This is a genomic window from Cupriavidus sp. (assembly GCF_057315035.1).
Genome location: NZ_DBHKYV010000019.1, coordinates 25,628 through 40,768 on the forward strand (window position 1 = coordinate 25,628; position 15,141 = coordinate 40,768).

At 64.7% G+C, this 15,141-nt stretch carries 16 protein-coding genes; 4 read left to right on the plus strand and 12 right to left on the minus strand.

The window, feature by feature from the left end; genetic code table 11:
- Positions 1 to 33 precede the first annotated feature (33 nt).
- Positions 34 to 1,728: a long-chain-fatty-acid--CoA ligase gene (locus ACO550_RS21605; protein WP_315594844.1), complete on the plus strand. Its 1,695-nt coding sequence runs from the start codon at positions 34 to 36 to the stop codon at positions 1,726 to 1,728.
- 162 nt (positions 1,729 to 1,890) lie between these two features.
- Here ACO550_RS21605 and ACO550_RS21610 read toward each other — a convergent pair whose 3' ends face one another.
- Complete coding sequence (locus ACO550_RS21610) at positions 1,891 to 2,697, minus strand: ankyrin repeat domain-containing protein (RefSeq protein ID WP_315594843.1); 807 nt, start codon at positions 2,695 to 2,697, stop codon at positions 1,891 to 1,893.
- A 21-nt stretch (positions 2,698 to 2,718) separates the two neighbouring features.
- A complete protein-coding gene (locus ACO550_RS21615) occupies positions 2,719 to 3,516 on the minus strand; it encodes a gamma-glutamylcyclotransferase (RefSeq protein ID WP_315594842.1) in 798 nt (265 codons plus the stop codon).
- A 188-nt stretch (positions 3,517 to 3,704) separates the two neighbouring features.
- Between ACO550_RS21615 and ACO550_RS21620 the strand changes: the two genes are divergently transcribed.
- Positions 3,705 to 4,025, plus strand: coding sequence for a hypothetical protein (locus tag ACO550_RS21620; RefSeq protein WP_315594841.1), 321 nt, complete (start codon positions 3,705 to 3,707; stop codon positions 4,023 to 4,025).
- Between the two features lie 78 nt (positions 4,026 to 4,103).
- Here ACO550_RS21620 and ACO550_RS21625 read toward each other — a convergent pair whose 3' ends face one another.
- The 7 genes from ACO550_RS21625 to ACO550_RS21655 form a co-directional block, all read right to left on the minus strand.
- Positions 4,104 to 4,451 (minus strand): FKBP-type peptidyl-prolyl cis-trans isomerase, encoded by a 348-nt coding sequence (locus ACO550_RS21625; RefSeq protein ID WP_019448016.1) that lies wholly within the window; start codon positions 4,449 to 4,451, stop codon positions 4,104 to 4,106.
- 41 nt (positions 4,452 to 4,492) lie between these two features.
- The gene (locus tag ACO550_RS21630; RefSeq protein WP_315594840.1) at positions 4,493 to 5,041 is read right to left on the minus strand and encodes a YaeQ family protein; all 549 of its coding nucleotides are present in this window, start codon (positions 5,039 to 5,041) and stop codon (positions 4,493 to 4,495) included.
- A gap of 124 nt (positions 5,042 to 5,165) precedes the next feature.
- On the minus strand, positions 5,166 to 5,474 hold the full coding sequence (locus ACO550_RS21635; RefSeq protein ID WP_315594839.1) for a hypothetical protein: 309 nt from the start codon (positions 5,472 to 5,474) through the stop codon (positions 5,166 to 5,168).
- A 117-nt stretch (positions 5,475 to 5,591) separates the two neighbouring features.
- A complete protein-coding gene (locus ACO550_RS21640) occupies positions 5,592 to 6,143 on the minus strand; it encodes a YceI family protein (RefSeq protein WP_315594870.1) in 552 nt (183 codons plus the stop codon).
- Positions 6,144 to 6,231: 88 nt separating this feature from the next.
- A complete protein-coding gene (locus ACO550_RS21645; RefSeq protein WP_315594838.1) occupies positions 6,232 to 6,618 on the minus strand; it encodes an MAPEG family protein in 387 nt (128 codons plus the stop codon).
- Positions 6,619 to 6,730: 112 nt separating this feature from the next.
- Positions 6,731 to 6,961, minus strand: coding sequence for an RNA-binding S4 domain-containing protein (locus ACO550_RS21650; RefSeq protein WP_315594837.1), 231 nt, complete (start codon positions 6,959 to 6,961; stop codon positions 6,731 to 6,733).
- Position 6,962: 1 nt separating this feature from the next.
- Entirely contained in the window at positions 6,963 to 8,711 is a 1,749-nt protein-coding gene (locus ACO550_RS21655) for a glutamine--tRNA ligase/YqeY domain fusion protein (protein WP_315594836.1), read from the minus strand.
- Positions 8,712 to 8,977: 266 nt separating this feature from the next.
- Between ACO550_RS21655 and ACO550_RS21660 the strand changes: the two genes are divergently transcribed.
- Positions 8,978 to 10,438: a CoA transferase gene (locus tag ACO550_RS21660; protein WP_315594835.1), complete on the plus strand. Its 1,461-nt coding sequence runs from the start codon at positions 8,978 to 8,980 to the stop codon at positions 10,436 to 10,438.
- 10 nt (positions 10,439 to 10,448) lie between these two features.
- On the opposite strand, the gene ACO550_RS21665 is transcribed toward ACO550_RS21660, so the two are convergent.
- Positions 10,449 to 11,066, minus strand: a complete 618-nt coding sequence (locus ACO550_RS21665; RefSeq protein WP_315594834.1) for an MSMEG_1061 family FMN-dependent PPOX-type flavoprotein — start codon at positions 11,064 to 11,066, stop codon at positions 10,449 to 10,451.
- Positions 11,067 to 11,123: 57 nt separating this feature from the next.
- A complete protein-coding gene (locus ACO550_RS21670) occupies positions 11,124 to 11,984 on the minus strand; it encodes a PhzF family phenazine biosynthesis isomerase (protein WP_315594833.1) in 861 nt (286 codons plus the stop codon).
- A 185-nt stretch (positions 11,985 to 12,169) separates the two neighbouring features.
- Here ACO550_RS21670 and gltS point away from each other — a divergent pair, with 185 nt between their 5' ends.
- Positions 12,170 to 13,384 (plus strand): sodium/glutamate symporter, encoded by a 1,215-nt coding sequence (gltS, locus tag ACO550_RS21675; protein WP_315594832.1) that lies wholly within the window; start codon positions 12,170 to 12,172, stop codon positions 13,382 to 13,384.
- Positions 13,385 to 13,515: 131 nt separating this feature from the next.
- On the opposite strand, the gene ggt is transcribed toward gltS, so the two are convergent.
- A complete protein-coding gene (gene ggt / locus ACO550_RS21680) occupies positions 13,516 to 15,141 on the minus strand; it encodes a gamma-glutamyltransferase (RefSeq protein ID WP_315594831.1) in 1,626 nt (541 codons plus the stop codon).

The window sequence follows — 15,141 nt, forward strand, 5'->3', positions numbered from 1 at the left end:
ACCGGTCCTTGAAGACCGTCCGCAGGAGACACCATGACCACCAAGCCCGTGCGCCCGCACTTCCAGTTTTGGCCCAAGCGCGTCCCGACCGAAATCGTGTTGCCGGAGACTTCGCTCTGGTACAACCTCGAAGTCTCGGCGCACCGCTATGCGGACAAGGCCGCGATCCGCTACTTCGGCAACGCTGTCTCGTTTCGCGCGCTTGAAGAGCAGGCCACTGCGCTGGCAGGCTGGTTGCAGCAGAAGGCCGGAGTGAAAAAGGGCGATCGCGTGTTGCTCTACATGCAGAACTGCCCGCAATTCATCATCAGCTACTACGCAATCCTGCGTGCCGATGCCGTCGTGGTGCCGGTCAATCCGATGAATCGCGCCGAAGAGTTCAAGCACTACGTCACCGATGCCCAGGCGCGCGTGGCGATCTGCACGGCAGACCTGGCCGCTGGCGTGATGCAGGCCGATGGTGAACTGGCGCCCGATCAGCGCCTGCAGCACCTGCTGGTCACGCAATATGCCGATGCGCTGCCACCATCGCACGAATTCCCCGAGGACGCCCCGCCGGCATGGCTGACCGCGCAGCATCCGTTGCCCGCCAATGCCACGCCGTGGACCGAGGCGCTGGGCGCTGGGCTGCAACCTGGCCCGCATACCGCCGGTCCGGACGATATGGCTGTGATGCCTTACACGTCGGGCACCACGGGTTTCCCGAAGGGTTGCATCCACACCCATCGCTCGGTCATGCACAACGTCATTGGTGGCGCGACGTGGTCGGGCAGCGGTGCCGAATCGGTGATCCTGTCGGTGCTGCCGCTGTTCCACGTGACCGGCATGCAGTACGGCATGAATGGCCCGATCTACACCGGCGCCACCGTGGTGATGCTGCCGCGCTGGGATCGTGAAGTGGCCGGCCGCCTGATCTCGCGCTACCAGGTCACGCACTGGACCAATATCCCCACCATGGTCATCGACTTCCTCGGTAGCCCGAACCTGGCATCGTTCGATGTCGGCAGCCTGCGCTATATCGGGGGCGGTGGCGCGGCCATGCCGCAGGCAGTGGCCGAGCGGCTCAAGACCCAATTCGGGCTGAGCTACCTCGAAGGCTATGGGCTGTCGGAAACCATGGCCCCGACGCATAGCAACCCGTCGGAGCGCGCCAAGCTGCAATGCCTGGGCGTACCGACCTTCAATACCGATGCACGCGTGGTGGACCCGGTCACGCTGCAGGAACTGCCGCCCGGCGAAGTGGGCGAAATCATCGTGCGCGGTCCGCAGGTGTTCAAGGGTTACTGGGGCAAGGAAGACGCCACGCGCGACGCATTCATCGAGTTCGAAGGCCAGACGTACTTCCGCACGGGCGACCTGGGACGCGTGGACGAAGAGGGCTACTTCTTCATCACCGACCGCCTCAAGCGCATGATCAATGCATCGGGCTTCAAGGTGTGGCCGGCCGAGGTGGAGAACCTGCTGTACAAGCATCCGGCGGTGCAGGAAGCCTGCATCATCGGCACGCGCGACGCGTATCGCGGCGAGACGGTCAAGGCCGTGGTGGTACTGCGTACCGATGCCAAGGGCAAGACCTCGCCCGAGGACATCATCGAATGGGCCAAGGAAAACATGGCCGCCTACAAGTACCCGCGCGTGGTGGAGTTTGTCGATGCACTGCCAAAATCGGGCACCGGCAAGGTGATGTGGCGCCAGTTGCAGGAAACCGAGAACGCGCGGCAGCAGTAGTAGTCAGTCAGTATGCCCTCGGTGTGCTCCCCTCTCCCGCACGGCGGGAGAGGGGCGGGGGAGAGGGCCAGCGGCTCAAATTGCGAGAGTCGGCAAGCAGAACCTCATGCCCTCTCCCCCAACCCCTCTCCCACACGGTGGGAGAGGGGAACAAGACAAGAATCAATGTCCGCGCGCGCGCATCAGCATCTTTACCATTGTCTTGTATCCACGTTCTCGCGCATGGCGCGAGGGCGTGATGCCTTCGCGGTCGGCCAGGTTGGCGTCGGCGCCGGCGTCCAGTAGCAGTTGAACGATTTCTTCATAGCGCGTGCTGCCGTCGCCGAGGATGATGGCTTCGAGTAGCGCAGTCCATCCGAGCTGGTTGACCCGGTCAACCGGCACGCCTGCCTTGAGCAGCAGCCTTACCACTTCCACATTGCCATGCTGGCTGGCGGCGATCAGCGCGGTGCCGTCGTAGCGGTCGGTGCTGCGCAGGTCGGCGCCGTGCGACAGCGACAGGCGCACCACATCGATCTGGTTGGTGGCGGACGCCAGCAGGAACGCGCTATTGGCTTCCGCATCCTTCTGGTTGACGTCGGCTCCGGCCATGATCAGTGCACGAGCCACCTCGCTGCGGCGGTTGTAGACCGCGGCGAGTAACGCGGACCGGCCGCGTTCGTCGGTGGCCTGCAGCGATGCGCCGGCCCTGAGCAGGCGATTCAGGAGGTCCAGGTCGCCAATGCTGGCGGCAGTGATCAGGTTGCGGTCCAGCGCGGCCATGCCTTCGCCACGCGATGGCGTGGGTGGGGCCATATGAGGCGCGTGCGGCGATGGCGTTGGCGATGACGCGTCGCGCATGCCGCCCAGCGTGCGGGCCAGCGTCTGGCCACCCTGGCCAGCCAGCAGGCCGCCTCCCATCAGCAAACCCATCAGCCCGAGGATCTCGGCAAGTGCCTGGCGACGGGGGCGGGTCTGGGAGCGCGTCATGATGATCGGCTGGGCGTTGGGTCAGACAGTTTCGTGAGGTTGGGTGGTAGCTGCCACTGCGTCCGCCGCACTGGTTGCGGTGGTGGCCGAGGTGGCTACCGGCGTTGCGATGGCACAGGCCTGGCCGGCGGCATCGCTCGCATCGCCTTCCTGCAACTGGCGCCAGAGCCGGCCGAGGTAGGGGTCGTCGACACCGTGCGTGGCCAGACCCAGCAGCGTCTGATGCAGATACTCGCGCGCCGGCCCGTATAGCCCGCAGGCATGGCGTAGGCGATCCACCACGCTGGCATCGGGCAGCCGGCCGGCATAGCTGGCATGCTCGCGGTTCATCACGAAAGCCAGTGCGCGCTGCTCGGGAGCCCCGGGGGTCGCGTCGAGTTTCACGCGCAGCCAGCGCGGGTGATAGGCGCCGGTCATCATTTCGCGGCGCCAGAGCACGCGGAATTCCTGCTCGACCACATGCCCGGGAATGCGGAACACCATGCCCGTGCAGCAACCGCCGCGATCGAGACCAAGCACCAGCCCCGGATTGTCCCAGGTGCCGCGATTGATCTTCGAGTAAAGGTAGAAACCCCGGTGGTAACCGTGCACAGTGGCCAGGCGGCTCTCCGTATGAACCACCATCGGATTCCAGATCAGCGAGCCGTAGCCGAATACCCAGACGTCGCCATTCAGGCCGGGGCACTCGGGGCGGTGGGCAAGCGTGTGGCACATCGAACGCTCGACATCAGCCTCGGGAAGTAGCGAGGACGCGACCGGCGTACTGCACAGCGTCGTGCGCAGCCGATCTGCTTCGAGGTCCTGTCTGGTGATGGCCATGGCTGAAAGAATAATCCAAAGCGCATTGATGCGTCGCAAGCAAACCACAGTTTGGGGGCAAGGTGTGTGTAGCAGGCAACGGTGGGGTGGTCGGCGGTCACACCGGTACCTGTGCCGATCGGGTGCCAAGTCACTACAATAGGGACCCTAACCTCGTAGAACGCACGCAGAACTTCGGAGAACCAGACATGGCTCGTACCCTGACCGTGGTATTTGGCAGCGGCAAGGAATTTGAATACACGCTGCAGGACGATGAGCTGTCCGGGGTAACCGACGATGCCGCCTGGCGCTGGTTCGACCATGAATATGCGGAACTGGACTGCCAGGCGTCGAGCCCGGTGGGCAAGGTGCTTGTGATCGACAAGATCCTCAATGTGGCCAAGTTCTCAGGGGAGGGCCGCTTCAGCGGCAATCCCGACTGGGCGCAGGACTATGCCCGGCACGCGGGCCGGCTGCTTGACCGGGACAAGGTGCGTATCGATGTGGGCAATGCGGCGATAGGGTTCTGATGCCCTACGGAAAGATGCGAAACATATGAAAAACGGACGCCGAGGCGTCCGTTTTTCATGGTTTGCCGAACCCGGGGGTCAGACTGCCAGCAGTTCCACTTCGAACAGCAGCGTGGCGTTCGGCGGGATCACGCCACCGGCGCCGCGCGCGCCGTAGCCGAGGTCGGCCGGGATCACCAGGCGGCGCGTACCGCCAACCTTCATGCCTTGCACGCCTTCATCCCAGCCGCGAATCACGTGGCCGGCACCGAGCGGGAACACGAACGGATCGTTGCGATCCTTGCTCGAATCGAACTTGCGGCCTGCCTGGCCGTTTTCGTACAGCCAGCCGGTGTAGTGCACGGTCACGTGCTTGCCGGCCTTGGCTTCATCGCCCGAACCGACAACGGTGTCTTCGAATTGCAGGCCGGAGGGAGTGGTTTGCATCGCGTTCTTCCTTTTCTGTGTGGCTGAGAATTGGCCGGGATTCAGTCGTCAGCGCGCTGGAGCACTTCGCGCGTCAGTTGCACGTTGTGGTCGTCGTCACTGACCCAGATATCGCCGTCCTGGATCGTCACGGACAGGCGCATGGCGCGCTGGGCCAGTTGCGCCAGCGCTTCCACGGCTTCCGACGGCACATTGTAGACGGTCACGTTGCGCAGCTTGCTGGCCTTGCCGGCCATGCCTTTCCACCATTCGCGCGCGCTGGCGCTCTGATAGGTATAGACGGTGACGCGGTCGGCACGTGCGGCGGCACGTTTCAGGCGGGCTTCGTCGGGCTGGCCCAGCTCGACCCAGTGGGCGATATCGCCGGTCAGGGTCTTGTCCCAGAGGTCGGGCTCATCGGGTTCGTCGAGGCCGCGCGTAAAAGCCATCGATTCGGTGGCTTCGCAGGCGAACGCGAGCAGGCGGACCATCATGCGCGCGTCGTTTTCAGACGGATGCTGGGCGATGGTGAGCGTGTGACTGCCGTAGTACGGCCGGTCCATGTCCGAAACGGACAGGTCGGCCTTGAAGATCGTGGATTTGAGCGCCATGGGATCGGGAATGCGGCGCGCGCCGGCAACGCTGCACGGCACGCGAAAGGCCGCATCATACGTGATCCGTGCGGCGGTGCGATGGAAAACCGCGCAGGCTATGTGCGACTGCGCGCTGTTCTGGTCAGGGTTTGCGGTATTCGCCGAGCCAGAAGCGCAGCAGCGCGGAAGCCAGTATCAGGGCAAGGAATGCGGCGGCTGCCACCAGCGCCAGGCCGCCATTGCTGTTGATCTGGCCGGCAATGGCAATGCGTGTCAGCAGCGTGCCGACCATCATGGCCAGCAGCGGCAACAGCAGGGCGCCACGGCCATACGTCTTGAAGGCCCACAACGGGAAGCGGCGCAGGAAATCGGCGGGAATGCTGCACGCCAGGCAGGCGCCGGCAGCAGCCAGTGACGCCGCGACGACGTCATTCAGGGAGATCAGGCTCATCTTGACTCGCGTCTGGCCGGGTACGCAGTGGCGGAACGCGGCAGGATGGTTCGGCAAAGCGCTGATTCTACTGACTTTTTTCGATTTATAGGTGATGCGGGGTCGTCACGTGCGGCGTCACTGCGCCGGGCCGGCAGGCGATGCCTCAACAGAAATCTGCAATGTGATGGTATCGCCAACGTCCGGCAGGAAACGTGTCATGCCAAAAGCGCTGCGCGCGAAGCTGGCATGGAAGTCTCCGCCACAGACATCGCGCCTGACGCCAAACAGCACTGTCTGGCCACAACTGAAACGGTCCGCCTCGAGCCTCAATGGCTGCGTGACGCCATGCAGCGAAAACGTGCCCTCCACGGCAACCAGCTTGCCCGCCTCCACGACGAAGCGGTTGGCCTGAAGCCGCGCTACCGGAAAATTCTGCGCATCGAGGAACTGGCCCGAGCGCAGTACGCCGTCGAGGCTGCGATTGCCGCTATCGACTGAATCGGTGTCGACGGTGAAATCGAGCGAGCCTGCGCCCGTGGCCGGATCGTAGATGATGCGTCCGTCGATCTTGCCAAAGCGGCCACGTACGGTGGTGCGCTCGAAGTGGCTGACGCCAAAGTAGACGCTGGTATGGGTCGGATCGACCGTGTATGTGGTGGGCGCCGCCACCGCTCTCGTATTTGCCATGGCCAACACCAGCACGAGGAGGGTGGCGGTGCCGGTCAGGCGGATGCGTGGCGCGGGCATGGGAGCGGTTCTAACGAACTCGGTGAATTCAGTGGACGAAAACCGGCAACAGGAAGATGCCGATGACGGTCAGGTACCCGATGGTCCAGCACAGCGTGCGTAGCGTGGCGCGATCGGTCAGGTAGCAGATCGTGTAGATGATGCGAACGGCGATAAAGACCATCGCCAGTTCATTGATGCGCGCCTGCGGGGCGGACAGGTACGTGGCGCTCAGCACCGCGGCCGCAAAGAATGGAAACGCCTCGAAGTGATTACGATGCGCCATGTCCGCGCGCCGCGCGCGGCCGCTCTGCTTCTCCAGCCATGCGCGCGGGTCATGGTTGTCGAAGCCGCCGCGGCTCCCGGCCTTGGCGATTCCGACCGTCAGGACGGGCATCAGGCCCGCCAGCAGTACACACCAGAACGCGATCGGCATTGAAGCTCCTTGCGTGGTTTGGTGCCATGGCGGCGTGGACCGCCACCACCTTATGGCTGATGAGACAAAGGCAACGACAACGGCTGCCGCGGTGGCGGCAGCCGATCCCGCATCAGGCAGCCACGACCTTGATACGGATGCCGCCCGCACCGCCCACGGCCACCACCTGGCCGACACGGATCTTGGCGGTCTTGCGCGATTCGGGCGCGCCATCCACCGATACTTCACCGGCAGCGACCAGCGCCTTGCCAGCACCGCCGCTATCGCAGATACCGGCCAGCTTGAGCAGGTCGTTCAGGGCGACAAACTCGCCCTCCAACGGAAACGTGATGGTCTGTGCCATGTCACTTGCCCCAGCTGTCCTTGAGTCCGACCGTGCGATTGAAGACGGGCTTGCCCGGCTGCGAATCGGTGCGGTCCGCGACGAAATAGCCGTGACGTTCGAACTGGAAGCGGTCTTCCGGCTTCGCGTCGCGCAAGCCCGGCTCCAGGTAGGCGGTGACCACCTTCTTCGAATCGGGGTTCAGCGCGTCGAGGAAGTTCTTGCCGCCGGCGTCGGGGTTCGGGTCGTTGAACAGGCGGTCGTAGAGGCGGACTTCAGCTTCATAGGCATGCGCGACGCTGACCCAGTGGATGTTGCCCTTGACCTTGACGCTGTCGGCGCCCGGCGTGCCGCTCTTGGTTTCGGGCAGGTAGTTCGCGTGCACGGCAATCACGTTGCCGTCGGCGTCCTTGTCCACGCCCGTGCATTCGATCACGTAGCCGTAGCGCAGGCGCACCTTGTTGCCCGGGAACAGGCGGAAGTAGCCCTTCGGCGGGTTCTCGTTGAAGTCCTCGCGCTCGATCCACAGTTCGCGCGACAGCGGGAACACGCGGCGGCCCATTTCGGGCTGCTTCGGGTGCACCGGGGCCGAGCATTCCTCGCTCTGGCCTTCCGGGTAGTTGTCCAGGATCAGCTTGAGCGGATCGAGCACGCCCACGCTGCGCGGCGCGCGCGCGTCGAGGTCATCGCGCACGGCGCCTTCCAGCGTGCTCATGTCGATCCAGCTGTCGGCCTTGGACACGCCGATGCGGTCGCAGAACAGCTGGATCGATTCCGGCGTATAGCCGCGGCGGCGCATGCCGACGATGGTGGGCATGCGCGGATCGTCCCAGCCGTCGACGCGCGACTCGTCCACCAGCTGCTTGAGCCTGCGCTTGCTGGTGATGGCATAGGTCAGGTTCAGGCGCGCGAACTCGTACTGGTGCGGCAGCGGGTTGGCGAACACGCCGGCATCGCGCAGGTGGCCCAGCACCCAGTCGTAGAGCGGGCGGTTGTTCTCGAATTCGAGCGTGCAAAGCGAATGCGTGATGTTCTCGATGGCATCCGAGATGCAATGCGTGAAGTCGTACATCGGGTAGATGCACCACTTGTCGCCAGTGCGATGGTGATGGGCATGGCGGATGCGGTACAGCACCGGGTCGCGCATCACGATGTTCGGCGCGGCCATGTCAATCTTCGCCCGCAGCACGTGCTCGCCATCGGCGTACTTGTCGTCGCGCATCTCGCGGAACAGCTTCAGGTTTTCCTCGACCGTGCGGTCGCGGAATGGCGACGGCTTGCCCGGCTCCGAGAAATTGCCGCGGCTGGCCGCGATCTGCTCGGCGCTCTGGCTGTCGACATACGCCGCGCCGCGCTCGATCAGGGTCTCGGCGAACTGGTACAGCCGGTCGAAGTAGTCGCTGGCGTAATACAGGTGCGGGGCGGCGCCGGCCTGCTTCGCGTCCCACGAGAAGCCCAGCCAGTGCACGGCGTCGATGATGGAATCGACATACTCCGTGTCTTCCTTGACCGGATTGGTGTCGTCGAAACGCAGGTGGCAGCGGCCGGCGTAGTCGCGGGCCATGCCGAAGTTCACGCAGATGCTCTTGGCGTGCCCGATATGCAGGTAGCCGTTCGGCTCCGGCGGAAAGCGCGTGATGACCGTCGGCAGCGGTTCGCCCTGCTGGTCCGCACGGCCGGCGTAGGCGCCGGAGGCGAGGTCCTGGTCGATGATGCTCCGCAGGAAATTGGAGGCGGCTGGCGTGTCGGTGGGCTTGTTGTCGTGGCTCATGGTGGCGCCGCATCACATGCGGCTCGATAACTGGACGGACGGGCCGGGTCTGGATTGACCCGGTCACGAACCTGATGTTCCTCGGATGGCGCAATTTTACCGTGCCTGCGGGGCGACCCGGCAGTACTGCGGAATTTTCCGAATCGTCTCACAGCGCGGCCGCCGGAAGTGGTGCAGAATTCACGGCACGGTTTCAGCTGCCACGCACGATCCGTGCGACGCTATCGTCGCATGCCGCCATCATTCCCGCCGCAGGAACATATGCCATGAATGCCGCTACTTCCGCCGTTCCCGGAACCTCCTCCCACCTGGCACCCGCCGACGTGCTGGCCAGCCTGTGGCGCGACGCCGCCATGCCGCCCGAGGCGCTTGCGCACCTGACCCTCACCGGCGCCGATCCGGTGCTGCCATCGACGTTCGCCATCGGCACGGCCGCGCAAGCCAGCCTGGGCGCGTCGGCTCTGGCCGCCGCGGCGCTGTGGGCGCAGCGCACCGGCCGCTGGCAGCAGGTGGCGGTGGACATGCGCCATGCGCTGACCGAGTTCCGCAGCGACCGCTACCTGCGCGTCTGCGGCGGGCCGGCACCCGATCTCTGGGACAAGATCGCCGGGCTGTACCCGTGTGGCGATGGGCGCTGGGTCCGCCTGCACACCAACTTTCCGCATCACCGCGACGGCGTGCTGCGCCTCCTGAACTGTGCCCACGACAAGGAGGCCGTGCGTGGCGCGCTGGCGAAGTGGAAAGCCGAGGACTTCGAGACCGCCGCTTCCAATGCGGGCATGGTGGTGGCGGCACTGCGCACGCTCGACGAATGGCAGAAGCATCCGCAGGCCCAGGCACTGCAGGGCCTGCCGCCGGTGATGCTGGAGAAGATCGGCGAAGCCCCGCCGACCCCGTTGCCGGCCCTGCCGCCCCATGCCGAGATCAATGTCGACGCGCGGCCGCTGACGGGCATCCGCGTACTCGATTTCACGCGCATCATCGCCGGCCCGGTAGCCGGTCGCACGCTTGCCGCGCATGGTGCCGAAGTCCTGCTGGTGACGGCACCACACCTGCCGGCCATCGCACCGCTGGTGATCGACACCGGCCGCGGCAAACGGTCGTGCCAGCTGGACCTGCGTGACCACGACGACAAGCGCACACTGCACCGGCTGCTGCATGGCGCGGATGTGGTGGTGCAGGGCTATCGGCCCAACGGACTGGCGGAGCTCGGTGTCGGACCGGAAGCCGCGGCGCGCGCGAAACCGGGCATCGTCTACGTCTCGCTGTCGGCCTATGGCCATGTGGGGCCGTGGTCGAACAAGCGTGGCTTTGATTCGCTGGTGCAGACCGCTACCGGGTTCAATGCCGATGAAGCGCAGGCGGCGGGCAGCGCCGAGCCGTTGCCGCTGCCGGCGCAGGTACTCGACCATGCGGCCGGCTACCTGCTGGCGTTTGGTGCGATGGCGGCATTGCATCGGCGAGCCACGGAGGGCGGCAGCTGGCTGGTGCGGGTCTCGCTGGCGCAGGTCGGCCAGTGGCTGCGCAGCCTCGGACGCGTGCCGGATGGCCTGTCGGTGCCGGACCAGCATATCGACGAAATCTCCGATCTGCTGGAGGTACAGGAGTCCGGTTTTGGGGAGTTGACCGTGGTGCGCCACGCGGCGCAGCTATCGGAGACGCCGGCGCACTGGGCATTGCCGTCGGTGCCGCTCGGCACCCATGCGCCGGAATGGTTGCCGCGCTGAACGTTGGACGCTAGTACAGCGTGGTGCGCACGCGCTCCGGCAGGGCACGGTCATAGGCTTCGCCGTCGATCGCATCGCGGCTCAGCGTTGCCACCATGGTGCCGGTGCTCGGCAACGCGCTGCGCGGAATCTGTGCGTCGCTCGACCACAGATGCGAGCGCACCAGCGCGCGGGCGCATTGGAAGAACACTGACCGGATCGTGATCACGAGTACCGTGGTGGGCGCCTTGTCCTGTACCACGCACCGCGCGATCAGTTCGGGATCGGTCGAGATGGTGGCGGTCCCGCTGATACGCAGCGTCTCGTTGATGCCGGGAACCAGGAACAGCAGGCCCACGCGCGGATCAGCGATGATATTGCGCAGACTGTCGATGCGGTTGTTGCCGCGCCGGTCGGGCAGCAGCAGGGTGCGGTCGTCGAGGACCTGAACAAAGCCCGGCGCATCGCCACGCGGTGAACAGTCGCCGCCGTGCTCGTTCATCGTCGACAGCAGGCAGAACGGCGCGGCTTCCACAAACGCCCGGTAATGGGGATGCAGATAGTCGACTTCCTTGGCCAGTGAAGCGGCGCCCGGTTCTGCGTACAACGATTCCAGAACGGCAAGCGTGGCAATGGCGTGCGATGGCATATGACGGCTCCATGACGGAGAAGGCCGGACGAAGGCTCAAGTATGCCGCACCTCGATTCAGATCGTCACCGTGCCCCGGCCCAATTCAATCACGCGGCCGCCCACGCGAATCGCGCCTTCGGTGGTCACGTTCAGGTCCAGCCGGCAGCGGCGGTCGACCAGTTCACCCTGATCTACCTCGTAGTGCGCCGGCAGTGCATGGCCCGTGGCCAGCAGCCAGCCCCCGAGGTTGGCGCAGGCCGAACCGGTGCCCGGGTCCTCGGCCACGCCGCCACCTTGCTTGGTGAAGAAATAGCGCACCAGTACCTTGCCCGGCTGGGTCGGATCGAACGCGAATACATAGGCGGTCTTGCGGCCGAGGCTGCTTTGTGGCCACTGTTCCAGTCGGCCACTGTCCGGTTGCGCGCGGCGCACTGCTTCCGGGGTTTTCAGCGGCACCAGCAGCTGATCGGCACCGGTATCGACCCACATCGGCGAACTGGCGAGATCGTCGGCATGCAGGCCCAGCAGCGACGCCATCTCCGCATCGGGCAGGCCAGCGGGTGCGGTTTTCGGTGCGCCGTCATGCGGGGCAGTGAGCGTCCAGCGGTCGCCGGCGGCGGTGACCGGTACTACGCCGGCCTTGAATTCCAGGGTCAGCGCATCGCCGGTGCTGGCGAGGTCGCGTACCACATGCGCGGTACCAAGCGTGGGATGTCCGGCAAAGCGCATCTCGTAGCCGGGTGTGAAGATGCGCACCGCAGCGGTGGCCTTTTCCGACGGCAATACGAAGGTGGTTTCCGACAGGTTGAACTGCAGCGCCAGCGCCTGCATGGTGGCGTCGTCCATGCCGCGCGCGTCCTCGAACACACAGAGGGGATTGCCGCCGAACGTGGATTCGGCAAAGACGTTGACGATTCGGTATGCGTAGGTGGCCATGGTCGTGCCGCAAGGCTGGGTATCGGATCGGCCAGTGTACGGAAGTCGTGCGGCAAAGCCATGCACAGTTTCGTGCATGCGCAACGGAACAGTTGAGATGTCTTGAGGTTGATCAGTTTTAAGCAGACGGCGATAGCCGATGGGTTTCGGCATCCCAAGAATGGGACCTTTTTGATTGCGCTGTCATGCTGGAACTCAACAATTACGAAACGCTCGTCGCGGCCTCCCTGGTGCTGCTGATCGGACGCAAGCTGGTGCAGGTCACCGCGCCGCTACGCGCCTTCAATATTCCCGAACCCGTGGCTGGTGGCCTGATCGTCGCGCTGTGCCTGGCGTTGGCCCGCTACACGGCCGATATCCAGGTCAGGTTCGACACCGGCACCCAGACGCCGCTGATGCTGGCCTTCTTTGCGTCGCTCGGCCTGAGCGCCAATCTGGCCAGCCTGAAGCAGGGTGGCAAATCGATCGGGATTTTCCTGGTCGTGGTGGCGGGCCTGCTGGTGATCCAGAACGGCATTGGCGTCGGCATGGCCAGTGCGATGGGCCTGCATCCGGCCACGGGCCTGCTGGCCGGTTCGATCTCGCTGTCCGGCGGGCACGGCACCAGCGCGGCCTGGGGCAAGACCTTCGTCGAGCAGTTTGGCATGTCCTATGCCACGGAACTTGGGGTCGCGTGTGCCACGTTCGGCCTGGTGCTTGGTGGGCTGATTGGCGGCCCGGTGGCGCGTTACCTGTTGCGCAACGTGGCCAGACCGGACGCCGATGCAGCCGGCGCGGCCGGTGCCGCGGGCGCCGATCCGTTGACGTTCGAAAGTCCACAGGCGGTGCGCCTGATCACGGCATCGGCGTTGATTGAAACGCTTGCACTGATCCTGGTCTGCCTCACGGCAGGCTACGCGCTGGCGGACCTGTTCAAGGGCAGCTGGCTGGAACTGCCGACTTTTGTCTGGGTCCTGTTCGTTGGGGTGCTATTGCGCAATGGCCTGGCGCTGCTGGGCTGGTACACGGTGTTCGATCGCGCGCTGTCCGTGCTTGGCAATGTCAGCCTGTCGATGTTCCTGGCCATGGCCCTGATGAGCCTGCGGCTCTGGGAGCTGGCATCGCTGGCATTGCCGATGTTGCTGATCCTGGCTGTGCAGACCGCCGCGATGGCTACCTATGCGGTATTCGTGACCTTCCGCGTGATGGGCCGGAACTACGATGCCGCGGTGCTGGCCGCCGGGCATTGTGGCTTTGGCCTTGGTGCCACACCCACGGCCATCGCCAACATGCAGGCCATTACCGACCGCTTCGGCGCATCGCACCTGGCCTTCCTGATCGTGCCGATGGTGGGCGCCTTCTTTATCGACATCGTCAACGCCGTGGTCATCAAGCTGTTCCTGAGCCTGCCGATGTACTGAGTCCTGGCCCACAAATAAAATAGGCGCCATGGTTGACCCATGGCGCCTCGCAGGACTGCTACTTCCTACTGCCTACTACTTACTGACTTACTGCCAACTACGGTACTACCGGAATGCAATGAGCGCTGCGCTCAGAAACCCACGGCCTGGCCGTCGCGGCGGCTGTCGCTGGCGGCAACGTAGCCTTGCTCGGCGTCTTCCGACAGGCGCCAGATAAACTGGCCCGAGCCGAAATCCATATACGGGTCTTCCACCGACTTGAGCTTGTGGCCACGGTCCTTGAGGCCGGCCACGGTATTCGGGTCCATGGTTCCTTCAACGTCGAGCGTGAAGTCGCGGTTGACCTTCCAGCGCGGCGCGCAGCAGGCAGCCTGCGGTTGCTGGTTGTAGTCGAGCATGCGCACCACGGTCTGCAGATGGCCTTGCGGCTGCATGTCGCCACCCATCACGCCAAAGCTCATCACGGGCTTGCCATCCTTGGTCAGGAAGGCCGGGATGATCGTGTGGAACGGGCGCTTGCCGCCTTCCACGGCATTGGCCGATTTCGGATCCATCGAGAAACCCACGCCACGATTCTGCAGGCTGATGCCGGTGCCCGGCACCACCACGCCCGAGCCAAAGCCCATGTAGTTCGACTGGATGAACGAGATCATCATGCCGTTCTCATCGGCGGCGGTCAGGTAGATCGTGCCGCCCGTGCGCGGCATGCCGAAGTTGAAGTGCGTGGCACGCTGCATGTCGATCAGCTTCGCGCGCGATTTCAGGTAGGCGTCGTCGAGCATCTGTTCGGGCGTGACTTCCATGCTGCGCGGATCGGCCACATAGCGGTAGAGATCGGCAAACGCAAGCTTCATCGCCTCGATCTGCAAATGCTGGGAATCGACCGAATCCACCGGCAGCGACCCGACATCGAACTGGTCGAGAATGCCCAGTGCCATCAACGCGGCAATACCCTGGCCATTCGGCGGGATCTCATGCACTTCATGGCCACGGTACGACTTGCTGATGGGCTTGACCCAGTCAGGCTGGTAGTTGCGCAGGTCGTCCAGCGTCATCGCGCCGCCGCACTCCTTGCTGAACGCGGCGATCTTCTCGGCGATCTCACCTTCGTAGTAGGCGCGGCCCTTGGTTGCGCCGATCTTGCGCAGCGTGTCGGCTGCAGCCTTGAAGACAAACTTCTCGCCCACGTGCGGCGCGCGCCCGTTCGGCATGAACGTATCGGCAAAGCCGGGCTGGTTCTTCAGGTCCGGAACCGCGGCGGCCCACTTGTGCGCGACCACCGGCGGCACGGCATAGCCGCGCTCGGCGATCTCGATCGCGGGTTCCATCAGGTCTTCGAACGGCAGCTTGCCGAAGCGTTCATGCAATGCCGCCCAACCGGCGATCACGCCCGGTACGGTAACCGAATCCCAGCCACGGACCGGCCGGTTGGCCAGGCCATTGCCATCGACGCCGTACTTGTTCTTGAAGTAGTCGGTATTCCAGGCGGCAGGTGCCACGCCCGACGAGTTCAGGCCATGCAACTCCTTGCCATCCCAGAGGATCGCAAACGCATCGCTGCCCAGGCCGCACGACACCGGTTCCACCAGCGTGATGGCCGCAGCCGCGGCAATCGCGGCGTCCACGGCATTGCCGCCCTTGAGCAGCATGCGTAGGCCAGCCTGCGCGGCCAGCGGATGCGAGGTCGATACCACGTTGCGCGCGAACAGCGGAATACGCACGGTGGGGTAGGGGTTGGTCCAGTTGAAGTTCTGCAT